Origin of the sequence: Natrinema hispanicum (assembly GCF_900111485.1) — an archaeon.
GTDB classification, from domain to species: Archaea; Halobacteriota; Halobacteria; order Halobacteriales; family Natrialbaceae; genus Natrinema; species Natrinema hispanicum_A.
This window is the reverse complement of the sequence record NZ_FOIC01000007.1, coordinates 72,363-94,802: the sequence shown is the minus strand read 5'-3', so window position 1 is coordinate 94,802 and position 22,440 is coordinate 72,363. Positions and strand designations below refer to the sequence as shown.

Sequence of the window (22,440 nt, the reverse complement as noted above, 5' to 3'; positions counted from 1 at the left end):
TCACCATGACCGAGTCCGATACTACTGAGCCGTCGACGTTCGACATCGACCGCGAAACGTTTCGTTCCTACGCGGATGCGAGCGCGGACCGAGCAGACCAGCCGGTCGTCGTCCGCACCGTCGCGACCCTCGAGGTCGATACAACCCCGCTTGCAGCCTATGCCGCACTCACCGGTCGTTCTGGGGCGACCGACCGCGACCGCACGCCGTACGCGTTCCTCCTCGAGAGTGCCGAAAAGACCGCCTCGAGCGACCCCGATGGTGCCTTCCGGCCGAGTACCACGGGTGCCGCACGCCACGCGCGCTACTCCTACGTGGGCTACGATCCCGACGCCGTCGTGACGGTCGAATCCGGCGACGCAACAGTCGAAGCGCTGTCCGACGACGCGCCGCTTGCAGCGATCGAGACGGACGCCGACGGCGACACCGTCGACGCGCTCCGGGCGGCGATGCCGGACGTACGCCTCGAGAACGTCCCCGACCACGATCGGCAGCATCTCGAGGGCGGGCTGGTCGGCTTTCTGGCCTACGACGCCGTCTACGACCTCTGGCTTGAGGAGGTCGGACTCGAGCGGCCCGACTCGCGATTCCCCGACGCGCAGTTCCTCCTGACGACGAAGACGCTGGCGTTCGACGAACGCGACGGGACGGTCTCGCTGGTCTTTACGCCCGTCCTCGAGGCCGACGACGATCCCGATGCGGTGTACGACGCGCTCGTCGACGAGGCGGCCGCCGTCGCCGCAACGCTGCGCGAAGCCGACCAGCCCGAGACTGGCGGGTTCGTCCGCGAGGACGAGGTCGCGGGGCCGAAAGACGAATACGAGGAAAGCGTTCGGCAGGCCAAAGAGCACGTCCTCGACGGCGACATCTATCAGGGCGTGATCTCCCGGACGCGAGAGCTGTACGGCGACATCGATCCCCTCGGTTTCTACGAGGCGATGCGCGAGGTGAACCCGTCGCCGTATATGTATCTGCTCGACCACGACGACCTGACCGTTGTCGGGGCCAGCCCCGAGACGCTCATCTCGGTGCGCGGCCGCGAGGTCATGTCCAATCCGATCGCGGGGACCTGCGACCGAGGCTCGAGTCCCGTCGAGGATCGCCGACTCGCGGGCGAGATGCTCGCCGACGGCAAGGAGCGAGCCGAACACACGATGCTGGTCGATCTGGCGCGCAACGACGTGCGCCGCGTCTCGGAGCCAGGGTCCGTTCGCGTCGACGAGTTCATGAACGTCCTCAAGTACAGCCACGTCCAGCACATCGAGTCGACAGTGACCGGCCGGCTGGCCGACGATTCGGATGTTGCCGAAACACGTTCGGCAGCCCGGGAGACGGAGTCTCCCGACGCGTTCGACGCAACCCGAGCGTCGTTCCCTGCCGGGACGCTTTCGGGCGCGCCGAAGATCCGCGCGATGGAGATTATCGACGACCTCGAGACTGAGCCACGCGGCCTCTACGGCGGCGGCGTCGGCTACTACTCGTGGACCGGTGATGCAGACTTTGCGATCGTGATCCGGACTGCAACTGTCGAAAACGAGGGTGATCAGGACCGCGTTACGGTACAGGCCGGTGCAGGACTGGTCGCCGACAGCGACCCGACCGCCGAGTACGAGGAGACAGAAAAGAAGATGGGTGGCGTTTTAGCGGCGCTCGAGGAGATTGAACGCCCGGCTGCGGAGTCGAACATCGGTGACGCGGAAGCAACGCCGGAGGTGAGTCGATGAACACGACGACAGATGAAGTAGACGCGATCGAAGACGAGCACGACGGCGTGACAGCGGAGTCGATCACGGTCCTGTTCATCGACAACTACGACTCCTTTACGTACAATCTCGTCGAGTACGTCAGCCAGCTATCCAACACTGAAACCGAGGTGCTGAAGAACACGGCCTCGCTTGCGGACGTGCGCGCCGTCGACCCTGATGCGATCGTCATCAGCCCCGGCCCCGGCCACCCGAAACACGACCGCGACGTCGGTGTCTCGATGGCCGTGCTCCGTGACCTCTCCCCCGAAGTGCCGACGCTGGGGGTCTGTCTAGGCCTCGAGGCCGCCGTCTACGAATACGGTGGGACTGTCGGTCGGGCTCCCGAACCGATCCACGGCAAGGCCTCAGCAGTCGACCACGACGGCGAGGGCGTCTTCGCCGGCTTAGAGCAGGGCTTTCGCGCGGGCCGGTACCACTCCCTGGTCGCGACCGAGGTTCCCGACTGTTTCGAGGTGTCGGCGACCGCAGACCACGGCGAGGAGACGCTCGTCATGGGCGTGCGCCACCGCGAGTATCCCCTCGAGTGCGTGCAGTTCCATCCCGAAAGCGTGCTCACGGCGGCCGGCCACGACGTGATTGAGAATTTCCTCGCGCAGGTCTGATACGGACTCCGGTAAATCAGTCCGGTGCAACTCAGGACGGTCGCGGTTCCACCGGTACACAGTTACAGCAGACCGTATGAGTCCGACAAGCCTGCGGTTTCGTGGCAGCGAAACGGGACGGTAGCGCTCAGAAAAAGGGGAGAAACGAGAGATCAGTGATGCCAGCAGCGTAGAGCCCCGCGAGGACGACGGCGGCGACGATCCCGATTCTAACGGCGAGTTTGATCGCGATCTTGACCGCGACGACGACAACGGCGAAGGCGGCAAGCGCAGTCAGCACCAGCAGGATCGGTGGTACCGACGTGAGTGCGTCGAGCATATGTGATTTACCACACTACAGCGACGTAATCTTTCTGGATATCGTAACTAATCAGCGCCAGTGAGTGATCAGTCGGGAGTCGGCGACTCGAACCACCCGGTCGCTGCTTTGTGAAAGAGAAAATCTCACGAAAGCGACGGGATATCGTCGCTTACAATCACTTTCAGTTCGGTCTGAAAATCGTTAAGACGGTCGGCCACGTAGAAGTGAGTGACCGCACAGGCGGCCGTTTCGACGGCCGCGGGAGACCTAGACACGATAGGCTACAGAGACATCTATACAACTAGATTTGTACTACTACAAGAAGAGTAGGAGAAAACACCACGCTTAAGATGAATACGTGAATACTGAACCTTCGTCACGAATGATTAGAGTCAGGACCCGGACCCACGCCAGAATCGACGCGTTGCAGCGGTGTAGCGACGAGGTGGCTCGCGAATGAGCAACACCGACCTCTCTGCGGCGGAGTTGACCCTCCCGATCAAGCGCACCGAGGGCGACACCCTCGAGGAGCGACTGACCGACAACGCCTACCACAACATTCTGCCAGCGCGCTATCTGCGCAAGAACGCCGACGGCGACCTCATCGAAGAACAGGAGGATCTCTTCGAGCGCGTCGGAAAGAACATCGCGCTCGCAGAAGCCGTCTACGAGGCCGAAAAGCAGGACCTCGAGATTACGGTCACGCCCGACCAACTCAAGCCCGACCACCCGCGGCGAGACGAACTCGCCGAGGAGGTCTTCGGTGCCGGTACCACCGCGGACGACGATACTGAAACGACGCTTTCTATCTACAACGTCAACAAGTTCGCCTACGACACCGTCGTCCCCGAGCTCCCCGACGAGATCCGCGAGCACGTCGAGGACGTCGCCGACGAGTTCCAAGAGATGATGGCGAACCTCGACTTCATGCCGAACTCGCCGACCCTGATGAACGCGGGCGACGAACTCCAACAGCTCTCGGCGTGTTTCGTCGACTCTCCCGACGACGACATCGACGATATCCATCAGACCGCCAAGGAGGCCGCGCAGGTCTTCCAGAGCGGCGGCGGCATGGGCTATGCCTTCTGGCGGCTCCGTCCCTACGGCGACGCGGTTGGCTCGACCGGCGGCATCGCGTCGGGACCGATCACGTTCATGCGCACGTACGACCAGATGTGCGAGACGATCGCCCAGGGCGGCGCTCGCCGCGGCGCGCAGATGGGCGTCATGCGCGTCTCCCACCCCGACGTCATCCAGTTCATCCACGCCAAGAACAAGGACGTCTCGCTGGCCGAGACGCTGCGCCTGAACGACCCCGACGACTACACCCACACCTCCTTCCAGGACGCCTTGGACGAAGCCCGCGAACTCATCGACGACGAGGGGCGGGTCCCCAAGCATCTCCGGAACGCCGTCGAGGGCCACCTCTCGAACTTCAACATCTCCGTCGGCATCACCGACGACTTCATGGAGGCCGTCCAGAACGGCGAGGAGTTTACGTTCACCAACCCCCGAACGGGCGAGGCACACATCGCAACGGAAGAGACGAAAGAGCTCTACGACATATTCGGCCTCGGCGAATACGTCGAGGTCGGCGAGGAGCTGTCGATCCCCGCCGAAGAACTCTGGGACGACATCGTCGAGGGCGCTCACGAGAACGGCGAACCCGGCATTATCTACCTCGAGCGGGTGAACAAGCAACACTCCTTCGACGTCGAGAAACACCCCGACCACCGCATCCTTGCGACGAACCCCTGCGGCGAGCAGCCCCTCGAGGAGTACGAGGCCTGTAACCTCGGCCACATCAACCTCTCGACGCTTGCGGACCTCGAGGCCCCTGACTGGCGCGTCTGGTACGACGAGCACGGCGATGAGTACGACACGCTCGCGGACGCCGTAGACGCTTTCCTCGACGACGCCGTCGACTTCGAGGACCTCGACCGCCGCATCGAGATGGGTACCCGATTCCTCGAGAACGTCGTCACGATGTCGGACTTCCCAGTCGAGAAGATCGAACAGAAGGTCCGGGAGATGCGCAAGATCGGCCTGGGCATCATGGGTCTGGCGCAGCTGTACATCCAACTTGGCATGGAGTACGGCAGCGAAGCCTCCAACGAGGTCGCGCGCCAGCTGATGACCCACATCGACCACACCTCGAAGTGGACATCCCACGAACTCGCCGAGGAGCGCGGGAGCTTCGACGAGTGGGACAAGTCCAAGTACGCGAACCCGACCGAGTACCGCGAGTGGTTCGAGAAGCAGACCGGCCTCGACGCCGACGAGTGGGAAGACGGGTTCCCAGTCCGGAACCACAACACGACGACCATCGCCCCCACAGGCACCACGAGCATGGTCGGCAACACCACCGGCGGCTGTGAACCCATTTACAACGTTGCCTACTACAAGAACGTCTCCGACGACGTTCAAGGCGACGAGATGCTCGTCGAGTTCGACGACTACTTCCTCCGCGTCCTAGAGGACAACGACATCGACGTCGAAGCGGTCAAGGAAGAGGCCAAAGAGCAGATGGCGACCAACCAGTTCAACGGCGTCGAGGGACTCTCGACGGTGCCCGACGCCATTGGCGAACTGTTCGTCACGACCGGTGATCTCTCGGCAAAAGAGCACGCCGGCGTGCAGGTCGCCTGTCAGGAGGGCGTCGACTCCGCGATTTCGAAGACCGTCAACGCGCCCAACGACTCCACGCTCGAAGACGCCAAGGACGTGTTCGAGTACATTTACGATCACGGCGGGAAAGGCGTCACCTACTACCGTGACGGCACCCGCAGCAAACAGGTCCTGACGACGCGGGCGGACAACGCCGACTTCGCTGACGAGACCGAAGCAGCCGAGACGCTGGTCGAGCAGATCGACGAGATCTTCGGCGGCTTAGAGCAGTTCCTCGAGAGCGAGGAGGTTCAGGACGTCCTCGAGGACGACGTCGACTCGCTGCTGGGCGACGCCGAGCCGATGCAGGTCGACTTTACCGAGAAGCGCGAACGGCCCGACGCCCTTCAGGGCGTCAGCCAGCGCATCGACACCGGCTACGGGAAGATCTACGTCACGATCAACGAAGATCCCGAGACCGGCCAGCCGTTCGAGCTGTTCGCCAACATCGGCCACTCTGGTGGTTTCACCAACTCCTTTACCGAGGCGCTGGCGAAGGTAATCTCGACCTCGCTGCGCTCGGGCGTCGATCCAGACGAGATCGTCGACGAGCTCTGTGGGACCCGCAGTCCCAAGGTCGCCTGGGACAAGGGCGAGCAGATCCAGTCGATCCCCGATGCGATCGGTACCGCGATGCGTCGCTATCTCGAGGGCGAGATCGACAAGCCGTATCCGAAACAACAGACGCTCGAGGAGTCGGCTGACGCGGATCGCGTCGAACCCGCCGGTCATGAAACCGACGGCGGTGCGGCCGCCGCACAGGGCGGCGCGGCGGCTGCCGACGACGATGCGACTCAAGATCTCATCGATGCCGGCGAGTCGCCGGAGTGTCCCGACTGTGGGTCGATGTCGCTATACTTCTCCGAAGGCTGCAAGACCTGCGAGTCCTGTGGCTGGAGCGAGTGCTGACTAGGCGCTTCGACGTCTATATCTCTGTCTCGTTTTGCTCTCGCTTTTCGTCGTGTACCCAGCAGAACACCACACTTAGCACTTGCCGGCGAGAACACGGTGCCATGACTGGCAACGGTGGGGAACGTACTGCCGGTGGTGCAGAGATGGACGACACAAGTGACCGCGGGGCCGGTGGTCCGCGCTGTCCACACTGTGAGGAACCGATGTACAAACGCCACTGCAAGTACGTCTGTCCACACCACGGCGTCATTATCGATTGCAGCGACCCCTTCCGGTGAGTGGTTTTCGAGCGCAGAACTTCGTTAGCCGTCCGTCGATCGCCTCGAGCCGTCGGCTCGCCGCTGGGTCCGCGCGCGCAGCGCACGATAGAGCGGACCGGCGAGCAAGAGGGTCGCAGCGAGCGCACAGCCAAGCGAGAGCGCGAGCCCGAGATCACCGAGCCCGTTCGTCGAAACTGTCGCCGCGGAGGCACCGACGACGACTGCAGCGATCGTCCACGGCAATTCACCGAACGCCGTTCCGACGATCAGATGCCGGAGGTCGACATCGCTGACGGCGGCCGCACACGTCGCGACGTCAGAGGGGATCGGTGCCAGCCGCGAGGCGGTGACGCCCCGTAGCGGCCCCGCAGTGTCGTAATAGCGCGCGACGGTTTCGCCGGCTCGCTCGAGCAGCCCGCCGTCGTTGTCAGCCGCGAGAGCTGTGTCGTCGCCGGTAAGCCACCGGACCGCGACGAACGTCGGGAGGACCGTCGTGACGACGCCAGCGAGCGCGATGGGAACGCCGGCCGCGACGCCGAAGCCGTAGCCGACGACGGCCGCCAGCGGCGTGGTTGGCCAGGCCAGTGCTGGTCGCACGAGATAGAGTCCCGCGACGGCGACCCCAAACAAGACCGGATCCGCGGCCATCGCGTCGACGGTTTCGAGCACTGTCGTCGGCGAGACGAGGATGCCGGCGGCGATCATCCCGACGGCGACGAGCGCCCCGGCGAGCGCGCGCGACCGACTCGACGGTACAGCCATCGGTCGAACCTATCGCTCGAGCGTTGAAACCTTTGTGACTGTCCTGCTCGTCGTGAAGATAGCGGCAAGTATCGCGACTACCAGGAACCGATCGACCAGCAACGAGGCGAATCGACCGGAAACTCATCATTCAGGTATAACTAGGAGTGTGTGATTCGACCGCAGTCGCGGACGCAAAGGAAAGGGCTTTTATAATCACACTGGATACGATTGAGTGCAGACAAAGACAGCGAGCGTGGGTAGCCAAGCCAGGCCAACGGCGCAGCGTTGAGGGCGCTGTCCCGTAGGGGTCCGCCGGTTCGAATCCGGTCCCACGCATCGCATCGGTGGAACACATCCACCACAATCGATGCAGGTGATCTCCCTTCGTGGACATCACCCACGCATAATCCTTTCCGACACTACTTCCGACGAGTGACAGCCATCGTCACGATGATGCGCTGACTCGAGCGGCAGCGGCAGGACCACCCCAGAGAGTAACCACTTTCCCGCTGCGCTCGAACGACCACACATGGAATACGTCCCCAGAGAGCGCGTGCGGCTTCTCACCGGCGTGTTGAGCGTGGTATCGCTGGCGGTCGTCTTCGCGGCTGCGGGCGGCCGGATTCCGTCCTCAAGCGTCCCCGCAGCTCCGGAGTGGGTCATCGAGACGATTCCGCTCGTTAACGCCGTGATCAGCGCGGCCGCGATCGGAACGATCACGATGGGGTGGCGCGAGATCCGTCGCGGGAACGTCGACCGCCACCGGATCGCGATGATGGCGTCGTTCGGGCTGTTCGTGGGCTTTCTCGTCCTCTATCTGTACCGATTGACTGTGACTGGCGGCCCACAGCCGTTCCCTGGTCCGGAGACCGTCTACCAGTTCGTCTATCTGCCGTTGCTGGCGATCCACATCCTGCTGGCGATCGTCTGTATTCCGTTGGTTTACTACGCCCTCATGCTCGCGTTCTCCCGGCCGGCTGCAGAACTCGCGCGGACGAGCCACGCCCGCGTAGGCCGGATCGCCGCGACGCTATGGCTAATCTCGTTTACACTCGGGATTGTGGTGTTCGTGCTCCTCCACGTCGTCTACTAGCGACCCAGAGACGGGATCGCAATCCGTCTCAGTCCAAAATATCGCCGATGCGGCGCGGCTCGCCCTGCAGGTTCGGCTGTTCGGCGACGATTTTCAGAACTTCGTGGTCAGTCACGTCATAGTAGGACTTCTCGGTGGCTTCCTCGACTAAGTCCCGCTCGAGGCGGAACTCGGTCCCTTCGTAGACGACATCGACACCGTCGTCGTCGAACGCGAGTGTAGTCATGACTGGCCGTACGCAACGGGAGTGTAAAAACGGGGCGACTGTCTGCGGCCGCCACTGCTCTCATCCGGCAGACACACGTCAGACGAACGGCCGACGACGCGCGACATTTATTAGGTGATATGTCCTTGTGACGTGAATGTGGCCTTCAGCAGGGATCCGCTCGACGAACTCATCGTTCCCGATGGAACGGAAACGCAAGAGCGCGACGTCGTTACCGACGGGGACGTCCTCGTCGGTGGCCGCTCGACCGTCGAGTTCGGGGTCCGCGGCCGAAACGTCTTGGCCGGCGAAGGGGCCGAGTTCGGCGGCGCGATCGAGGCCGACGGTGACTGTCGGCTTGACATGTGGTGTGACGTCGCCGAAAACGTCCTCGTCGGGCAGGACGCTTACATCGGCGAACGCGTCCACGTTGGCGGCAGGCTGAAAGTCGCGGGCGATCTCGACATCGGTGACGACGTCGAAATCGAGGAGGGATTCGAGGCAAACGGCTGGATCGTCATCCGCAACCCGATGCCGACGATCGTTTTCCTGTTCGTCTATCTCAAACACCTCCTGTTGATCGGCGAGGACGACACTGCCCAGCAACTCGTCTCCGAACTCCTCGAGGACGATGCGGACGACGCCGACGCCGAACCGCTGGTGATCCCACAGAACGCGACCGTCGGTGACGACGCTTGGCGCGTCTCGACGCCCGCAACGATCGGCGACGACTGTCGCCTTCACGGAAACGTCCGCGCGGAGACGATCGACGTCGGAACGTCCTGCAATATCTTCGGGAGTCTCCGGGCACGCGGTGATATCTTCGTCGGTGACGGCACGCGAATTCACGGCGACGTCACCACTCGTAACGGCGATGTCGAGATCGGTGCCGATGCGCGCATCCTCGGTGACGTCTCCTGTGGCGATCTCGAGCTCGGCCCTGACGCCGAGGTCGACGGCACGATTCGCGCTGCCGGTGAGATCACGATGGGGACGACCGAACGCGAACAGGAATAAGACTGATCGGTCATCCCGATCGCACGCAGGTTATAGCTGCCCCTGTCGACGCTATTTTCCTGATATCGCTCGAGAGAAACCCGCTTCGTGGCCATTTCCTGCCAGCGATTACCTCCCCTATTCTTAATACTGATACTATGATAGGGGGCCACAGACATGCGAATAGTAACCACACAGTTGCGGAGGGGACGATGAGATCGATCGTACTCACGAAAGGCGTCCCGGACTTCTCGGAAGGGGCCGTCTCGTTCGACGAAGACGGCCACCTAGAACGGGGGAAGACGCCGACCGTTATGAACCCCAACGACGAGTTCGCGCTGCAGGCCGCACTACAGACGAAAGTCCGCCACGGCGGCCACGTCACCGGAATGAGCATGGGGCCGCCCGGGTACGCCGAGGTCTTGCAGGGGGCGATGGAGACGGTTTACGCCGACGATACCTATTTGCTCTCGGATCGGGAACTGGCCGCCTCCGATACCTGGGCGACGGCGATCACGCTGAGCGCCGGCCTCGAGAAGTATCAGGAGGAAATTGCGGACGTCGATCTGGTCTTTGCTGGATTCAAGACGGCAGATGGAGAGACCGGCCAGACCGGCCCGCAGACCTGCTGGGCGATGGACTGGCCGATTGTCACTCACGTCATCGCACTCGACATCGATCCCGACGAGCGGATGTTGCGTGCGAAACGGCTCGTCGAGGGCGATATCGACGAGGTCGAAACCGTGGAAGCGCCGTTGCCCTGTTTCGTCGTCACCGATCCCGAGTTCGAGCCGACATACCGGAAGGCCTCGCATCGACTAACACACAAGGAATTGCGAGCCGAAACCCAACAGCGAGCCGCGAACCACGACGACTACCTGACGATGTGGGATCACACCGACCTAAATCTCGATCCCGACTACATCGGGCTCGATGGGTCGCCGACGATCGTCTCGTCGGTCGATCCGATCCCCAAAGCGCCCTCCGAGCGAGAGGCGACGATGATCGACCCCGCCGAAGACGAGATAGCACCGGTTCTCGAGGAACTGCAGCCCCACGCCGCGGAGGCAGGTGACTGATATGCCAGCCATCGATCCGGACGACTACACCGTCGAGGAACTGACCGACGAACTCGAGACGATCGACGACGCTGACGACCTTCAGGCGATCTTCGAGGCCGAGCAAGCCGGCCAGGATCGGACGACGGCCCGCGAGGCGATCCAAGACCGGCTCGAGGAGATCGGTGCCGCCGACGGCGAACACGGCGATACCGAAGCAGGTGAAGCGGCGGCTACGGACGGAGGCGATGCGGATGACGAGTCGGAGCCGGAGGGCGAGGACGCCGAAGAAGACGATGACCTCTCACGTCCCACTCGGGACAAGAAACACGTCCGGGCGCTCGAAGACGGCGAATACGCGGATATGTGGGTCTTCTGTGAGACTCAGGGCGGCGAGTTGCTCGACGTCTCGACGGAGATGCTCGGCAAGGCCCGCGAGCTCATGGACGGCTTCGAGGAGGACTACGGCGACGACGAAGACGTCGTTGCTTTCCTGATGGGCGACGACTGTGAGGGGCTGGCCGAGGAGTGTATCGCCTACGGGGCAGATGTCGCGGTCTATCACGACGACGAGCGCCTCGAGCGATTCTTGCACAAACCCTACACCGAGATCGCGGCCCACATGGCCCGCGGGAAGGGGACCGTCGAGAGCACCGACTGGCGCGACTACGACGAGCCACGGTATATCCTGTTCCCCGCGACGAACAACGGGCGGGACCTCTCTGCGAAGGTCCAGGCCGAACTCGACTCCGGGCTGGCATCGGACTGTTCCGATCTGTTCATCGAGGCCGAAGAGGTGTCGAACCCGGTCAAGACCGGCGAGCCCGGCGTCAAGAAGACCTTCGAGAAGGTCCTGCATATGAAACGCCCGGACTTCTCGGGCTTCGAGTACTCGACGATTCTCTGTCTGGACAACCCTGGCCGAGAGTTCCATCCGCAGGGCTGTTCGGTCATTCCGGGCAGTTTCGAACCGATGGAACGCGACCCCGACCGCGAGGGACTGGTTGTCGAACACGATATGAACTTAGACGACGACTGGTTCCGCGTCGAAATCACCGACCACGACCGTCTCGAGGCCGGGATCGATCTCACCGGCCACGACGTGATCGTCTGTCTCGGGCGCGGGATCGCCGACGATCCGACCGAGGGGATGGAACTGGGCCTCGAGTTGGTCGATGCCTTCGACGACGCCGCACTCGGGATTACGCGGGGGATCGTTACGTCTTCCTACCAGTTCGAGGGTCACGTCGAGTCATACTCGAACGAGGAGCGCCAGATCGGCGAAACCGGCCAGGTCGTCGCACCAGACGTCTACATCGCCGCGGGCGTCTCGGGAGCGGTCCAGCACAAGGTCGGCATGGACGAATCCGACACGATCGTCGCGATCAACACCGACCCCGATGCCCGGATTCGAGACTTCAGCGATTACTTCATCGAGGGCGACCTCTTCGAGGTCCTGCCGCGGCTTACGGAGGCCGTCGAATCGGATGGACTGGGGCTCGAGCCCGAGGCCGTCGCCGATGGAGGTGACGAGTGATGACGACCGAAACGGACGTCTACGAACACTACGAGGCCGTCGTCGTGGGCTGTGGTCCCGGCGGCGCTGCGGCGGCTTCGCGGCTGGCAGATCACGGCATCGAGACGCTCGTCCTCGAACGCGGCACGGAGGCGGGTGCGAAGAACGTCTCCGGTGGGCTGATCTACGCCGAGGAGTCGGCTCCCTACAAGATCGACGACCTCTTCGACGGCTTCCGCGAGCGCGCGTCCGAGCGGCCGGTCACGGACTACTACATCCACAACATCGCCGGCAACGCGGTCAAGACCTACGACCTGACCGATCTTCACGAACACGACACCGACTGGTGTGACGCCGTCCTGCGTCGGGAGATGGACTCGTGGCTTGAGCAGCGAGTCCACGAGAAGACCAGCGAGACCGGCGGGGGCGTTCTGACAAACGTGCACGTCGACGGCCTCCTTCGAGAGAACGGCGAGATCGTCGGTGTCACCTGCGACGAACTCGATCCGATCAAGGCAGACCTGATCGTTGCGGCCGACGGTGTCAACTCCGAACTCGCTCGCGAGGCGGGGCTGATGGACTGGGAAGAGCCCGACGAGTGGTTTCAGGGCGTCAAGGCCGTCGTCGACATGGATCCCGATGCGATCGACGACCGGTTCGACATCGCGCCCGACGAAGGGGCTGCTCACCTGTTCTCGGGTGACCTCTTCAGTGACGTTCGCGGCGGTGGCTTCCTCTATACGAACGAGGACTCGCTGTCGATCGGGACCGTCTTCCACCTCGATAGTCTCGTCGAGCAGGAGGCCGAACCCCACGAGCTACTCGATGCCCTGCTGACCCATCCGGTGCTGGCCGGCTGGTTCCAAAACGAGTACCACGAGCGCGAGTACGCGGCGAAACTCGTTCCCGACTCGAAGAAGGTCGCCCACCGCCGTCCCTACCGCGACCGGCTCGTCCTCGTCGGTGACGCCGCCGGCCAGATGCAGGCCCAGGGGCCGATCATCAAAGGGATGAACCACGCCGTCAGCGCAGGCGCGCTCGCGGCCGACGCCTTCGCCGTCACCCGGGGCAACCGCGATCCGGAAGCCGCTGGCCGGCGCTACACGAAACTGCTCAATGACTCCGGGACGATGGATAAGCTCCGGCCCCAGCGGTACGAACTCAGCCGAAGCGTCAGCGAACACGACGCTGTGACGAACGCCGTCGAGCGGGTACTGGACTCGCCGATCGGCTCGCTGGCGGTCGGCAATCCAATCGCCGATCGACTCCTCGAGCGGGCGTACAACTCGCCGTTTCTGGTGTCGATGCTGCCCGATACGAAGACCGGCTACGTCACCCTGCCGACACTGATCGCCGAGGAACACGGGAAGACGATCTACTGGGACAGCGACGTCGAGCCGCCGAGCTTAGAGGAGCGTATCGGCGATCTCACGTACGACACCGACGTCGGCAATCCGCACATCGAACTGCTCGAGGAGTCCTACGAGGAAAGCGGCGCGGCTGTCACTGCCTGCCCGGTCAGCGCCGAGGACTTCGGCGGCGGCTGTTACCGGTCGGAAACGGTCAAGACCAACGGCACCGCCGAGACGCTGGTGAGCCTCGACACCCAACCCTGCGTCGAGTGTGGGACCTGTGCGATCGTCGCCGACACCGAGTGGGAACACCCCCGCGGCGGCAAGGGCATCGAGTTCCGCGAGGGATAGTATGAGCCGGTATGGGCCGCGGATCGCAGCGCTTGCACGCCGCGCCGAACGCGAGCGAGCGGCGTTCGACGCAGCCGAGACTGGGTCGGATGGCGATCCGAGTCCGGCTCGTCCGACGAGTCCTGACGATGCCGTCGGCTACCTCCGGGCGGGTGCGGGGCAGGCCATCTGGCTCTACATCGAGGCCCGGACCGGCGGCCGGCTCGTTCCGTTCTCGGACGCCGAATTCGACGCCCTCGAGACCGCGATGAACCGCTGGCTCGAGTGTTACACGCGCTGTCACGGCGTCGCCCTCGAGGCCGAATTTTCCGTTCGTGAGGCGGCAGAGCTGTTGCTCGAAACGCGAAACATCGTCGATACGGCACAGTTGTTGACCTGCGTTCCGGCTCGCCGTGCCCGCCAGCAACCGACGCAGTGACGCGGGGCAGGAACCCAGGTTGTGAAAGTATGATACAAAACTGTCATACACCCGCCCGTATTTGACTTCCACGCAGGAGACGGGTATTCGGCTATTCCCGTTGAGCGCAAAGTCAGCGTGATGGCACGAGACGATCGGTTATCCCGACGACGAATGCTTCAGTTGACAGGTGTTGCTGCGTCGACAGCGTTTGTCGCAGGCTGTGGCGGCGATGGTGGCAACGGGAATGGGAACGGAAACGGTGATGGTGGCGGTGGCGTCGAAATCGAACCCGGGACGACGATCGACTTCAGCGGCCAGACGACCCACTGGGAGGGTCTCGCACCGTCCGCGATCGAGGGCGAACAGAATCCGGCACTCATGCTGCAGGAAGGCGAAGACTACACCATCGGCTGGTCGGAAGGTGATGGTGCCAACCACAACATGGAGGTCCGCAATGCCGACGGCGAAGTGATCGACGATCTGACTACTGGAGATCCCGTCTCAGATCCTGGCGAAGGCCAGTATATCGACTTCACGGCAAGCAGCGATATGGCGACGTACAACTGCCAACCGCACCCGCAGATGGAGGGTGAAATTCAGATGGGTGGCGGTGGTGGCGGCGGTGGCGGCGGTGGTGGTGGCGGTAACGAAACCGGTAACGAAACTGGAAACGAAACCGGCAACGAAAGCAGCTAGCGCTTGAACTGCGCCGAGCACCTGTTTCGAACTGCTCACCAACAGTCCGTGAACGCCCGATCGCACGCGAAACGCGATCGGTAGATCAGTAGATAAGTTCGTCGTCGTTTTCGACCATATACAGCGTCCGTGCGGCGATATTGACCGTGTGATCGCCGACGCGCTCGAGGTCACGAATCGTCAAGAGAAGCCGTGACACGTCCTGGAGGAGCTGTTCGACCTCGTCGGGCGACTCGAGTTCGCGCTCGATGAGGTCGCGGACGACGATCTCGCTGGCTCGTTCGGCGAAGTGGTCGAGTTCGTCGTCGCGGGCTGCCAGTTCGCGACAGGCGTCGGTGTTCTCGTCGTCGTAGGCGAGCATCGCGTCCTCGAGCATGTCGAGGGTCAGTTCGCCCATCTCCTGGACGTCGACATCGGGGAACAGATCGCGCTCGGCATCGAGCGTGTACTCGCCGAGGTTGGTCGCGAGATCGCCAATCCGTTCTAAGTCGGTAATGATCTTGAACGAGGCGGCAATAAACCGCAGATCGCTCGCCACCGGCTGCTGAAGCGCGAGCAGGTCGATACAGTCCTGCTCGAGATCGAGGTACATGCGGTTGATCTCGCCGTCGCCTTCGATCACTTCGCGGGCGAGATCTTCGTCTTTCTGTTCTAAGGCATCCAGGCCCATGCGAAGCCGTTCCATGACGACCTCGCTCATGTAGAGCACGTCCTCACGGAGTTCCGTGAGCTTGTCCTGATACGATTGTCTGGCCATACCGTTTCACGGTGTCCGTTCCTGATAAAGGCTATGTGCAGTCCCAATTTTGTCGACAACGACGGCGGCGTGAGACACGCCGTCACGACACCCGGCTCGATCGTCCATTCTCGGTGCATACTCGAGCGAGCCTGCGATCGATTGCGGGTGACCGACTACCGGAACCACTCGCGAACCGGTTTCGATGGTGCTTGGGGCAGCCGATACTTGACATCGTGTTTCAGTGCGAGCAACCCGCCGAGAATCATGGGAACCGCAACGGCTGATGTGAGCGAGTTCAGCAGCAACCAACCGACCGACAGACCATACAGCGTCTGGTCGACGGGTGCGAACAGTTGAATGCCGCCGGAGAAGGCATCGAGAACGAGATGCGAGCCAAACCCCATCGCAGCAGCCCACCGGGGGCCGAAATACGAGAGGAGAGCGATTACGATAATGCCGCCGAGAAGCGAGTGGGTGAGCCCCCGATGACTCCAGAGGGCACCGGCGACGTATCCGAGTTCGATCAGTGGCTGAAAGACGAACGTATCGCTGTCGGGAACGGTCGCAGCGAGCGCGGCAATGAGGTACGGCTCGGGCCGTCTGGACCGCCCCATCAGCATGACCAGTGCCAGCCCGACCAGGATGTGAACCCCAGTGGCGACCATCGTGTCCGATTCATGTGAGACCGGACAATAAACAGCATAGTTAGCAATCCACATACAACACGTGTCGTAACTGTCTTTACACGACAACGGTCGGGGTGAAAACACACATGCAATTGCACGCGACGGGTCGAACGAAACTGCGAGCCGAACAGCGAGAGGGAGTGCCTATCCGAACTTACCGGTGATGTAGTCCTCGACGCGTTGGCTCTCGGGGTTCTCGAAGATCTTGTCGGTATTGTCGAACTCGGCGAGTTCGCCCCCGGTCAGGAAGACTGCCGTCTTATCCGAGATCCGGGCGGCCTGTTGCATGTTGTGCGTAACGATAACGACGGTGTACTCCTCGGACAGCTCTTCGATCAGATCTTCGATCTTCGAGGTTGCGACCGGGTCCAGCGCCGACGCCGGCTCGTCCATCAGGAGCACGTCCGGATCGGGTGCGATCGCACGCGCGATACAGAGGCGCTGTTGTTGCCCACCGGAGAGGTCCAGGCCGCTCGAGTCGAGTTGGTCTTTGACCTCGTCCCAGAGCGCAGCGCGGCGGAGCGCCTTCTCGACAATCGCATCGTAATCGCCCTCGATTCCCTGGACGTTCAGGCCGTAGGCGACGTTGTCGTAGATGCTCTTGGGGAAGGGGTTTGGCGACTGGAAGACCATCCCGATCTTGCGTCGAAGGACGACTGGATCGACGTCGTCGTCGTAGACGTTTTTCCCTTCGAAGTTCAACGCGCCCTCGATTCGTGCAGCGTCGACGAGGTCGTTCATCCGGTTGATACACCGGAGGAACGTCGATTTGCCACACCCGGACGGACCGATGATCGCCGTGACCTTCTCGGCCGGAATCTCGATGTCGACGCTCTGGAGCGCCTGCGTCTCGTCGTAGAACACGTCGAGGTCCCGGGATTCGATTACTGTCCGCGTTTCTCCCCCGGAGCCGCCCGACTGGCCGGTGTCGATCGACGAATCGACGAGCGGATCGCTCGTTTGATTCGATCTCTCGAGATCGGTCGATTGGCTATCAGTACGGCTGTCCGGGTTAGTCATTGAATCTTGTGTCATAGGTTACTCTCGCCGTTGATACTTGTTACGAATCAGGATTGCAGCGCCGTTCATGAGCAGGAGAACGACCAGTAGCGTGACAACGCCAGCTGCCAGCACACCGTGTCGGAACGCGGCATCGATCTCGCCCGACCAGGTATAGATCTGGCGTGGCATCGCGCTGAACTTGTTCGTAAACGAGTTCGGTGCGATTCGGACGACCGCTGGTGCACCAATGATGAGCAGCGGTGCCGTCTCACCGATTGCCCGTCCCATCGCGAGGATGTTGCCGGTCATGATCCCTGGCAGTGCCTCTGGAAGGACGACGTTGCGAGTCGTCTGCCACTTGGTCGCTCCCATACCGTATGATGCCTGGCGCATCGAGTCAGGGACGGCACTGATCGCCTCTTGTGAGGAGATAATGACGATCGGGAGAATCAGCAGTCCGACGGTGAAGCCGCCGACGAGGGCAGTTCCTGAACCGAGCCCGCCCGCTCGGATGAACAGTGCGAGCCCGAGAACCCCGTAGACGACCGACGGGACACCAGCAAGGTTCCCGATGTTGACTTCGATCAGGTCGACAAGACGGCCCCAGCGACCTCGTTGCGGGGCGTACTCCTCGAGATAGAGTGCAGCTCCGACGCCGACCGGGAACGCGGAGATGATGATGATGAGTAACATCATCACCGAGCCGACCAGCGGCGGATAGAAGCCAGCGTCTTCGGGCGTCCGCGAGGGGACGTTTGTTAGGAAGCCCCAGTCGAGCCACGGCGTCGGGCCGGCGAATCCGAGCGTGTCCGTGAGGACGGCGCTGGCGACGATCCCTCCGACAACGATCAGCGGGAACGCAAGCCCGGACACGCCGGCCCCACGGCGGATGACGCTCTCGACGTAGAGACTGACAGGGACGGCAGTGACCGTAACCAGCAGCATCCAGACGAACGGGGTGATGCCGACGACGGGTGCAACGCCGAATCCTGCTGCCGCCCCGACGAGTGTCAGTACCGCAGCGATCACACCGTCACGGTCGTTTTCGCGCTGTCTGCGGACGAACAGGCCGACGACGACTGCGACTGGCACGACGAACGATCCCAGCAGCGCAATCGACTGTGTCGGCAACATCGGCAGCGAGAGGATGAGCTTCGGAATGAACCAGAGTGCGAGCGCTGGCACAGCCACGACGACAACGAGTCGCTCGAGGTCGGCCTCCGTCCGAACGCGGCTATGGGCGTACACGATCCCGCCGGCGACGGCAAGCGAGACGAGGATCGAGAGCCACTGATAGACGCTGACGACGTGTTCGAACGTGATGAACACCCCGCCAGTGAGCAGCAGCGAGACGATCGGCAAGCCAAGCGCGATGGTTGCCGTCTCGCCCGCTCTCGTATCGCGCGTATAGTAGTAGCCGACCGCCGCAAGGGAGGGGACAACGACCGTTCCAATGGTTACGAGGAGCCACCCCGTGTCCGCCGAAAGGGGCTGGAAAGCGTCGTTCGCGACGTACAGGAGGAGCACGAACACGGACAGGAGGGCCAGAAGGGTCGCACTGAGACAGAGCGTCTTGAACGCCTGGCCACGGACGCGGCTGACTGCCTCGCCCGTTCCGTACCATGTTCCGGTCTGCTGGTCGGTCGCCATTATCTATCCACCTCCATCGTTTCGTCGGTGTCACTCATTGGTACTCCTCCTGATAGCGTGATGCGACGTAATCGCTTGCGAGGTTCATCACGAACGTGATGACGAACAGCGTCAGTCCGAGTGCGAACATACTCAAATACGTTGCCGAGCCGCCGGTCGCGTCACTGGTGACGGCGCTAACCATACCCGCGGTCATCGGCTGTCCCGAACTGAGCAGGTTGTCAAGTGGATTCGTGAAGTTGAACATTCGCGGTCGCAAGCCGGCGGCCATGACGACGATCATCGTCTCACCGATCGCCCGCGAGAGTGCGAGGATAAACGACGAGAAGATTCCGGAAATAGCTGCTGGAATCACGACCCCGGTCGACACTTCGTATTTCGTCGCCCCCATCCCGTAGCCCGCCTGCCGGAGCGAGTCTGGCACAGAGCTCATCGCGTCTTCCGACAGCGACGAGACCATCGGGATGATCATGATCCCGACCATGACCGACGCGGACAGCAGATTGAACGTGCTGACGGGGATGCCGATCCACTGGAGCGCAGGCGTCAGGTAGACGAGCGCCAGATAGCCGTAGACGACCGTCGGAATCCCGGCGAGAATCTCGAGCGACGGTTTCAGGATCGATCGCATCCGGTCGCTGGCGTACTCACTGAGGTAGACGGCGGCTGCGACGCCGGTTGGCACCGCGACGAGCGCCGAGACGAAGGTGATAGTCAGCGTCGCAGTCACAAGCGGCCAGACGCCGAAGGTCCCGCCGTCGGAGCGGGCAATCCACTCCGTTCCGGTAAAGAACCCAGTGACACTGGCGTCTTCTGTCATGAAGAACGCAATCGCGTCGGTAGCCAGCGTGTAGATGATCGCCGCTGTAACGAACACGGTCAGCGCGGCACAAGCGAACAGCAGCCACTTGTAGATGCGCTCTTTGACGACTCGACCTGACGATGAGCGTGTCAAGTCGACATCTATCGATCGTTCACTCATTTGTGGGGCGTAATTGACTTACCATGGTGAATCGTTCGATTCGCGGCGTCAGTTCGCTTCGCTCTCGAGTTTGTCGAGGTTCGACTGAGCCTGCTCTTCGCTTACGGGGACGTAGCCGACATCGGAGATGACGTCGGTCGAAGACTGGTTGATGTAGAACTCGACGAAGTCGTAGACCGCATCCTGCTGGAGCGCTTCCTTGTTAACGTAGATGTACAGCGGTCGCGCCATCGGATACGCGCCTGACTGGGCCGCGTCGATGCTCGGTGCGGTACACTCGTCGTCCTCGGTCTCGCGGATCTCGAGTGCTTTGAGTGCGTCCTGATTTTCCCGATAGTACGCGTAGCCGAAGTAGCCGATCGCGTTTTGAGTCGACGAGATGCCCTGCACGAGCTCGTTGTCGTTTTCGGTCTTCTCGTACTGCGTGACGTGGCTCCCGGCGTCGCCGATGACGTTGGTATTGAACCAGTCGAAGGTTCCAGACGTGGATGGCGGGCCGAAACGTACGATCTCCTCATCGGGCCAGTCGGAGTTGACGTCGGACCACGTTTCTGCGCCGCCCTCGCTCCAGATCTGAGCAAGTTCGTCGTAGGTCACACAGTCGATCGGCGAATCGTTGTGGACGGCCATCGTGACCGCGTCTTTCCCAACCTGGAACTCGATGGGATCGACGCCGCTGTCGCTGCAGTCTTGGACCTCAGCATCCTTGATCGGTCGCGAAGCACCGTTGATATCGGAGTCGCCTGGACAGAAATTGTTGTTGAAGCCGCCACCGGTTCCAGTCGAGTCGGTGGTGACGCTTATACCGTCATTTTGCTCCATGAACTCTTCAGCGAGCCTGTCGGAGACCGGGAACACCGTACTACTTCCCGTGACGACGACACGCTCGTTCCCACCATTACCCGTGTTTTCGGTACAGCCAGCGATCGCGGCGGCACCCACTGCGCCCGTCGCGGCCAGGAACTTTCGTCGAGAAAACGAGCGACCCGAACGATCCATCTGGGTATCGGTCATCAGGTGAACGTTCGACTGTATATAGAAATACGATGCTATGTTAGCTATGTATTGCTATATAGATCGCCATAGCTCCGAACAACTCACTCATCGAAGACCAATTCCGCGACACTGGACGGTTTAACACGCAACTGAGGGCGCTAGGTAGTATGTGCACGTTCACCACATATTACATAGCCGACTATAGATAGGTGAGACTATAGATTTCGCAAAACTATAGTGGGCAACCTGCCAGACGAGCTGTCAGTTCCACTCTCAAAAACCGTTCCGATATGGCGACACCATCGCTTCGAAACCCACAGCAAAGACGCCGCTCGATTCAGCTCGTCCCTGTTCGGTCGAAGCTGACCGCAGTCCCGTTACTCCCCGACGATTTCCGCGAGCGCCTGCAGGTTCGTCTCGGCCTGCTCGTCGCTCGAGGGAACGTACTTGACCTCCTCTGCGACCCAGTCGGCCGTCGAGTTCTCGAGGTAAAAGCGCACGAACGCGGCGACTTCCTCGCGCTGGAGTGCCTCCTTGGACGGATAGATAAATAGCGGCCGTGCCATCGGATAGCTGCCCGTTTTGGCTGCCTGCAGGCTTGGGTCGCCACACGCGTCGCCCTCGTTTGTTTTGATCGCGAGCGCCGTGATACGGTCTTTGTTCTGTGCGTAGTAGGAATATCCGAAGTAGCCGATCGCGTACGGACTACTCTCGAGCCCCTGCACGATGGTCTCGTCGTCCTCGGTGCTGACGTAGTCGGATCGGTGGGAACCGACGCGACTGACGACGTTTTGGGAGAACCAGTCGTAGGTCCCCGATGTCGTATCGGGGCCGTAGCGTTCGAACGGTTCGTCGGGCCAGTCGGCGTTCAGGTCAGCCCACGTTTCCGCGCCGTCCTCGCTCCAGATCTGGGCGAGCTGGTCAAAGGAGAGACACTCGGCCCACGTGTTCTCGGTACTGACGGCCATCGTGAGCGCGTCGCCCGCGATCTGCATCTCAGCCGGCGTCACGTCGTTTTCTCCACAGTGGGTTTTCTCCCCATCTTTGATCGGGCGCGACGCTGCGTTGATATCCGAATCACCGGGACAGAAATGGTTCTCGAACCCGCCGCCGCTGCCGGTTGAATCGACCGTGACGGTGACATCCGGATGTTTCTCCATGAATCGGGCTTTCATCTCCTCGGAAATCGGATACACCGTACTCGAGCCAGTGACCGTGACGGTACCCGAGAGACCGTCGCTGTTCTCGGTTGTGTCCTGGCCATTGCCAGCGGGTTCGTCGTCACTGCTGGTCTCGCTCCCGAGACAGCCGGCGAACGCAGCCGCCGTTGCCCCGCTGATCGCTGTTAAGAAGTTCCGCCGCGACACCCCCTCGAAAGACCGTCCGAACTGGTCGCGTCTCATCATGTGAACGACGCCGAAGACTACAAAAATACGATGCTATGAGGGCTGTATATCAATCAATAG

Annotated in this window: 21 protein-coding genes and 1 tRNA gene; 12 read left to right on the top strand and 10 right to left on the bottom strand. The window is 62.0% G+C overall.

From position 1 onward, the window contains the following. Window positions 1–5: 5 nt before the first annotated feature. Together trpE and trpG are read left to right on the top strand one after the other, a co-directional pair. Window positions 6–1,724 carry an anthranilate synthase component I gene (gene trpE, locus BSG09_RS08950; protein WP_092932277.1) on the top strand — a complete coding sequence of 573 codons (1,719 nt, stop codon included), beginning with the start codon at window positions 6–8 and terminating at the stop codon, window positions 1,722–1,724. Next, window positions 1,721–2,368, top strand: a complete 648-nt coding sequence (gene trpG, locus BSG09_RS08945) for an anthranilate synthase component II (RefSeq protein WP_175542179.1) — start codon at window positions 1,721–1,723, stop codon at window positions 2,366–2,368. The genes trpE and trpG overlap by 4 nt, the downstream gene beginning before the upstream one ends. Before the next feature lie 127 nt (window positions 2,369–2,495). On the opposite strand, the gene BSG09_RS08940 is transcribed toward trpG, so the two are convergent. Beyond that, window positions 2,496–2,687 (bottom strand): hypothetical protein, encoded by a 192-nt coding sequence (locus BSG09_RS08940; protein ID WP_092932275.1) that lies wholly within the window; start codon window positions 2,685–2,687, stop codon window positions 2,496–2,498. Window positions 2,688–3,125: 438 nt separating this feature from the next. Between BSG09_RS08940 and BSG09_RS08935 the strand changes: the two genes are divergently transcribed. After that, window positions 3,126–6,245 (top strand): adenosylcobalamin-dependent ribonucleoside-diphosphate reductase, encoded by a 3,120-nt coding sequence (locus BSG09_RS08935; RefSeq protein ID WP_092932273.1) that lies wholly within the window; start codon window positions 3,126–3,128, stop codon window positions 6,243–6,245. A gap of 146 nt (window positions 6,246–6,391) precedes the next feature. After that, window positions 6,392–6,526: an HVO_2523 family zinc finger protein gene (locus tag BSG09_RS20780; RefSeq protein ID WP_241430493.1), complete on the top strand. Its 135-nt coding sequence runs from the start codon at window positions 6,392–6,394 to the stop codon at window positions 6,524–6,526. A gap of 24 nt (window positions 6,527–6,550) precedes the next feature. Here BSG09_RS20780 and BSG09_RS08930 read toward each other — a convergent pair whose 3' ends face one another. Beyond that, window positions 6,551–7,270: a TVP38/TMEM64 family protein gene (locus tag BSG09_RS08930; protein WP_092932271.1), complete on the bottom strand. Its 720-nt coding sequence runs from the start codon at window positions 7,268–7,270 to the stop codon at window positions 6,551–6,553. 233 nt (window positions 7,271–7,503) lie between these two features. On the opposite strand from BSG09_RS08930, the gene BSG09_RS08925 reads away from it, so the two are divergent. Both BSG09_RS08925 and BSG09_RS08920 read left to right on the top strand, forming a co-directional pair. After that, window positions 7,504–7,588, top strand: a tRNA-Leu gene (locus BSG09_RS08925). 193 nt (window positions 7,589–7,781) lie between these two features. Next, window positions 7,782–8,345: a DUF420 domain-containing protein gene (locus BSG09_RS08920; protein WP_092932269.1), complete on the top strand. Its 564-nt coding sequence runs from the start codon at window positions 7,782–7,784 to the stop codon at window positions 8,343–8,345. 28 nt (window positions 8,346–8,373) lie between these two features. On the opposite strand, the gene BSG09_RS08915 is transcribed toward BSG09_RS08920, so the two are convergent. Then, the gene (locus BSG09_RS08915) at window positions 8,374–8,571 is read right to left on the bottom strand and encodes a DUF5800 family protein (RefSeq protein ID WP_008014031.1); all 198 of its coding nucleotides are present in this window, start codon (window positions 8,569–8,571) and stop codon (window positions 8,374–8,376) included. Window positions 8,572–8,709: 138 nt separating this feature from the next. On the opposite strand from BSG09_RS08915, the gene BSG09_RS08910 reads away from it, so the two are divergent. From BSG09_RS08910 to BSG09_RS08885, 6 genes are all read left to right on the top strand, one after another. After that, window positions 8,710–9,567: a polymer-forming cytoskeletal protein gene (locus BSG09_RS08910; RefSeq protein WP_092932267.1), complete on the top strand. Its 858-nt coding sequence runs from the start codon at window positions 8,710–8,712 to the stop codon at window positions 9,565–9,567. A gap of 191 nt (window positions 9,568–9,758) precedes the next feature. Beyond that, on the top strand, window positions 9,759–10,625 hold the full coding sequence (locus BSG09_RS08905; RefSeq protein ID WP_092932265.1) for an electron transfer flavoprotein subunit beta/FixA family protein: 867 nt from the start codon (window positions 9,759–9,761) through the stop codon (window positions 10,623–10,625). Window position 10,626: 1 nt separating this feature from the next. Beyond that, window positions 10,627–12,141, top strand: a complete 1,515-nt coding sequence (locus tag BSG09_RS08900) for an electron transfer flavoprotein subunit alpha/FixB family protein (protein WP_092932263.1) — start codon at window positions 10,627–10,629, stop codon at window positions 12,139–12,141. Continuing rightward, window positions 12,141–13,823, top strand: a complete 1,683-nt coding sequence (locus BSG09_RS08895; protein WP_092932261.1) for an FAD-dependent monooxygenase — start codon at window positions 12,141–12,143, stop codon at window positions 13,821–13,823. The genes BSG09_RS08900 and BSG09_RS08895 overlap by 1 nt, the downstream gene beginning before the upstream one ends. Before the next feature lies 1 nt (window position 13,824). Beyond that, the gene (locus BSG09_RS08890; protein WP_092932259.1) at window positions 13,825–14,241 is read left to right on the top strand and encodes a hypothetical protein; all 417 of its coding nucleotides are present in this window, start codon (window positions 13,825–13,827) and stop codon (window positions 14,239–14,241) included. A 153-nt stretch (window positions 14,242–14,394) separates the two neighbouring features. Beyond that, window positions 14,395–14,919: a cupredoxin domain-containing protein gene (locus tag BSG09_RS08885; RefSeq protein ID WP_092932257.1), complete on the top strand. Its 525-nt coding sequence runs from the start codon at window positions 14,395–14,397 to the stop codon at window positions 14,917–14,919. An 85-nt stretch (window positions 14,920–15,004) separates the two neighbouring features. On the opposite strand, the gene phoU is transcribed toward BSG09_RS08885, so the two are convergent. From phoU to BSG09_RS08850, 7 genes are all read right to left on the bottom strand, one after another. Next, a complete protein-coding gene (gene phoU / locus BSG09_RS08880) occupies window positions 15,005–15,676 on the bottom strand; it encodes a phosphate signaling complex protein PhoU (RefSeq protein ID WP_092932255.1) in 672 nt (223 codons plus the stop codon). A gap of 155 nt (window positions 15,677–15,831) precedes the next feature. Then, window positions 15,832–16,323, bottom strand: coding sequence for a metal-dependent hydrolase (locus BSG09_RS08875; protein WP_092932253.1), 492 nt, complete (start codon window positions 16,321–16,323; stop codon window positions 15,832–15,834). Between the two features lie 165 nt (window positions 16,324–16,488). Then, window positions 16,489–17,379, bottom strand: coding sequence for a phosphate ABC transporter ATP-binding protein PstB (gene pstB, locus BSG09_RS08870; RefSeq protein ID WP_092932251.1), 891 nt, complete (start codon window positions 17,377–17,379; stop codon window positions 16,489–16,491). Between the two features lie 3 nt (window positions 17,380–17,382). Beyond that, the gene (gene pstA, locus BSG09_RS08865) at window positions 17,383–18,996 is read right to left on the bottom strand and encodes a phosphate ABC transporter permease PstA (protein ID WP_092932249.1); all 1,614 of its coding nucleotides are present in this window, start codon (window positions 18,994–18,996) and stop codon (window positions 17,383–17,385) included. 34 nt (window positions 18,997–19,030) lie between these two features. Beyond that, window positions 19,031–19,978, bottom strand: coding sequence for a phosphate ABC transporter permease subunit PstC (pstC, locus tag BSG09_RS08860; RefSeq protein ID WP_092932247.1), 948 nt, complete (start codon window positions 19,976–19,978; stop codon window positions 19,031–19,033). A gap of 48 nt (window positions 19,979–20,026) precedes the next feature. After that, complete coding sequence (locus BSG09_RS08855; RefSeq protein WP_092932245.1) at window positions 20,027–20,992, bottom strand: phosphate ABC transporter substrate-binding protein PstS family protein; 966 nt, start codon at window positions 20,990–20,992, stop codon at window positions 20,027–20,029. 359 nt (window positions 20,993–21,351) lie between these two features. After that, entirely contained in the window at window positions 21,352–22,377 is a 1,026-nt protein-coding gene (locus tag BSG09_RS08850; protein ID WP_092932423.1) for a PstS family phosphate ABC transporter substrate-binding protein, read from the bottom strand. Between the last annotated feature and the right edge of the window lie 63 nt (window positions 22,378–22,440).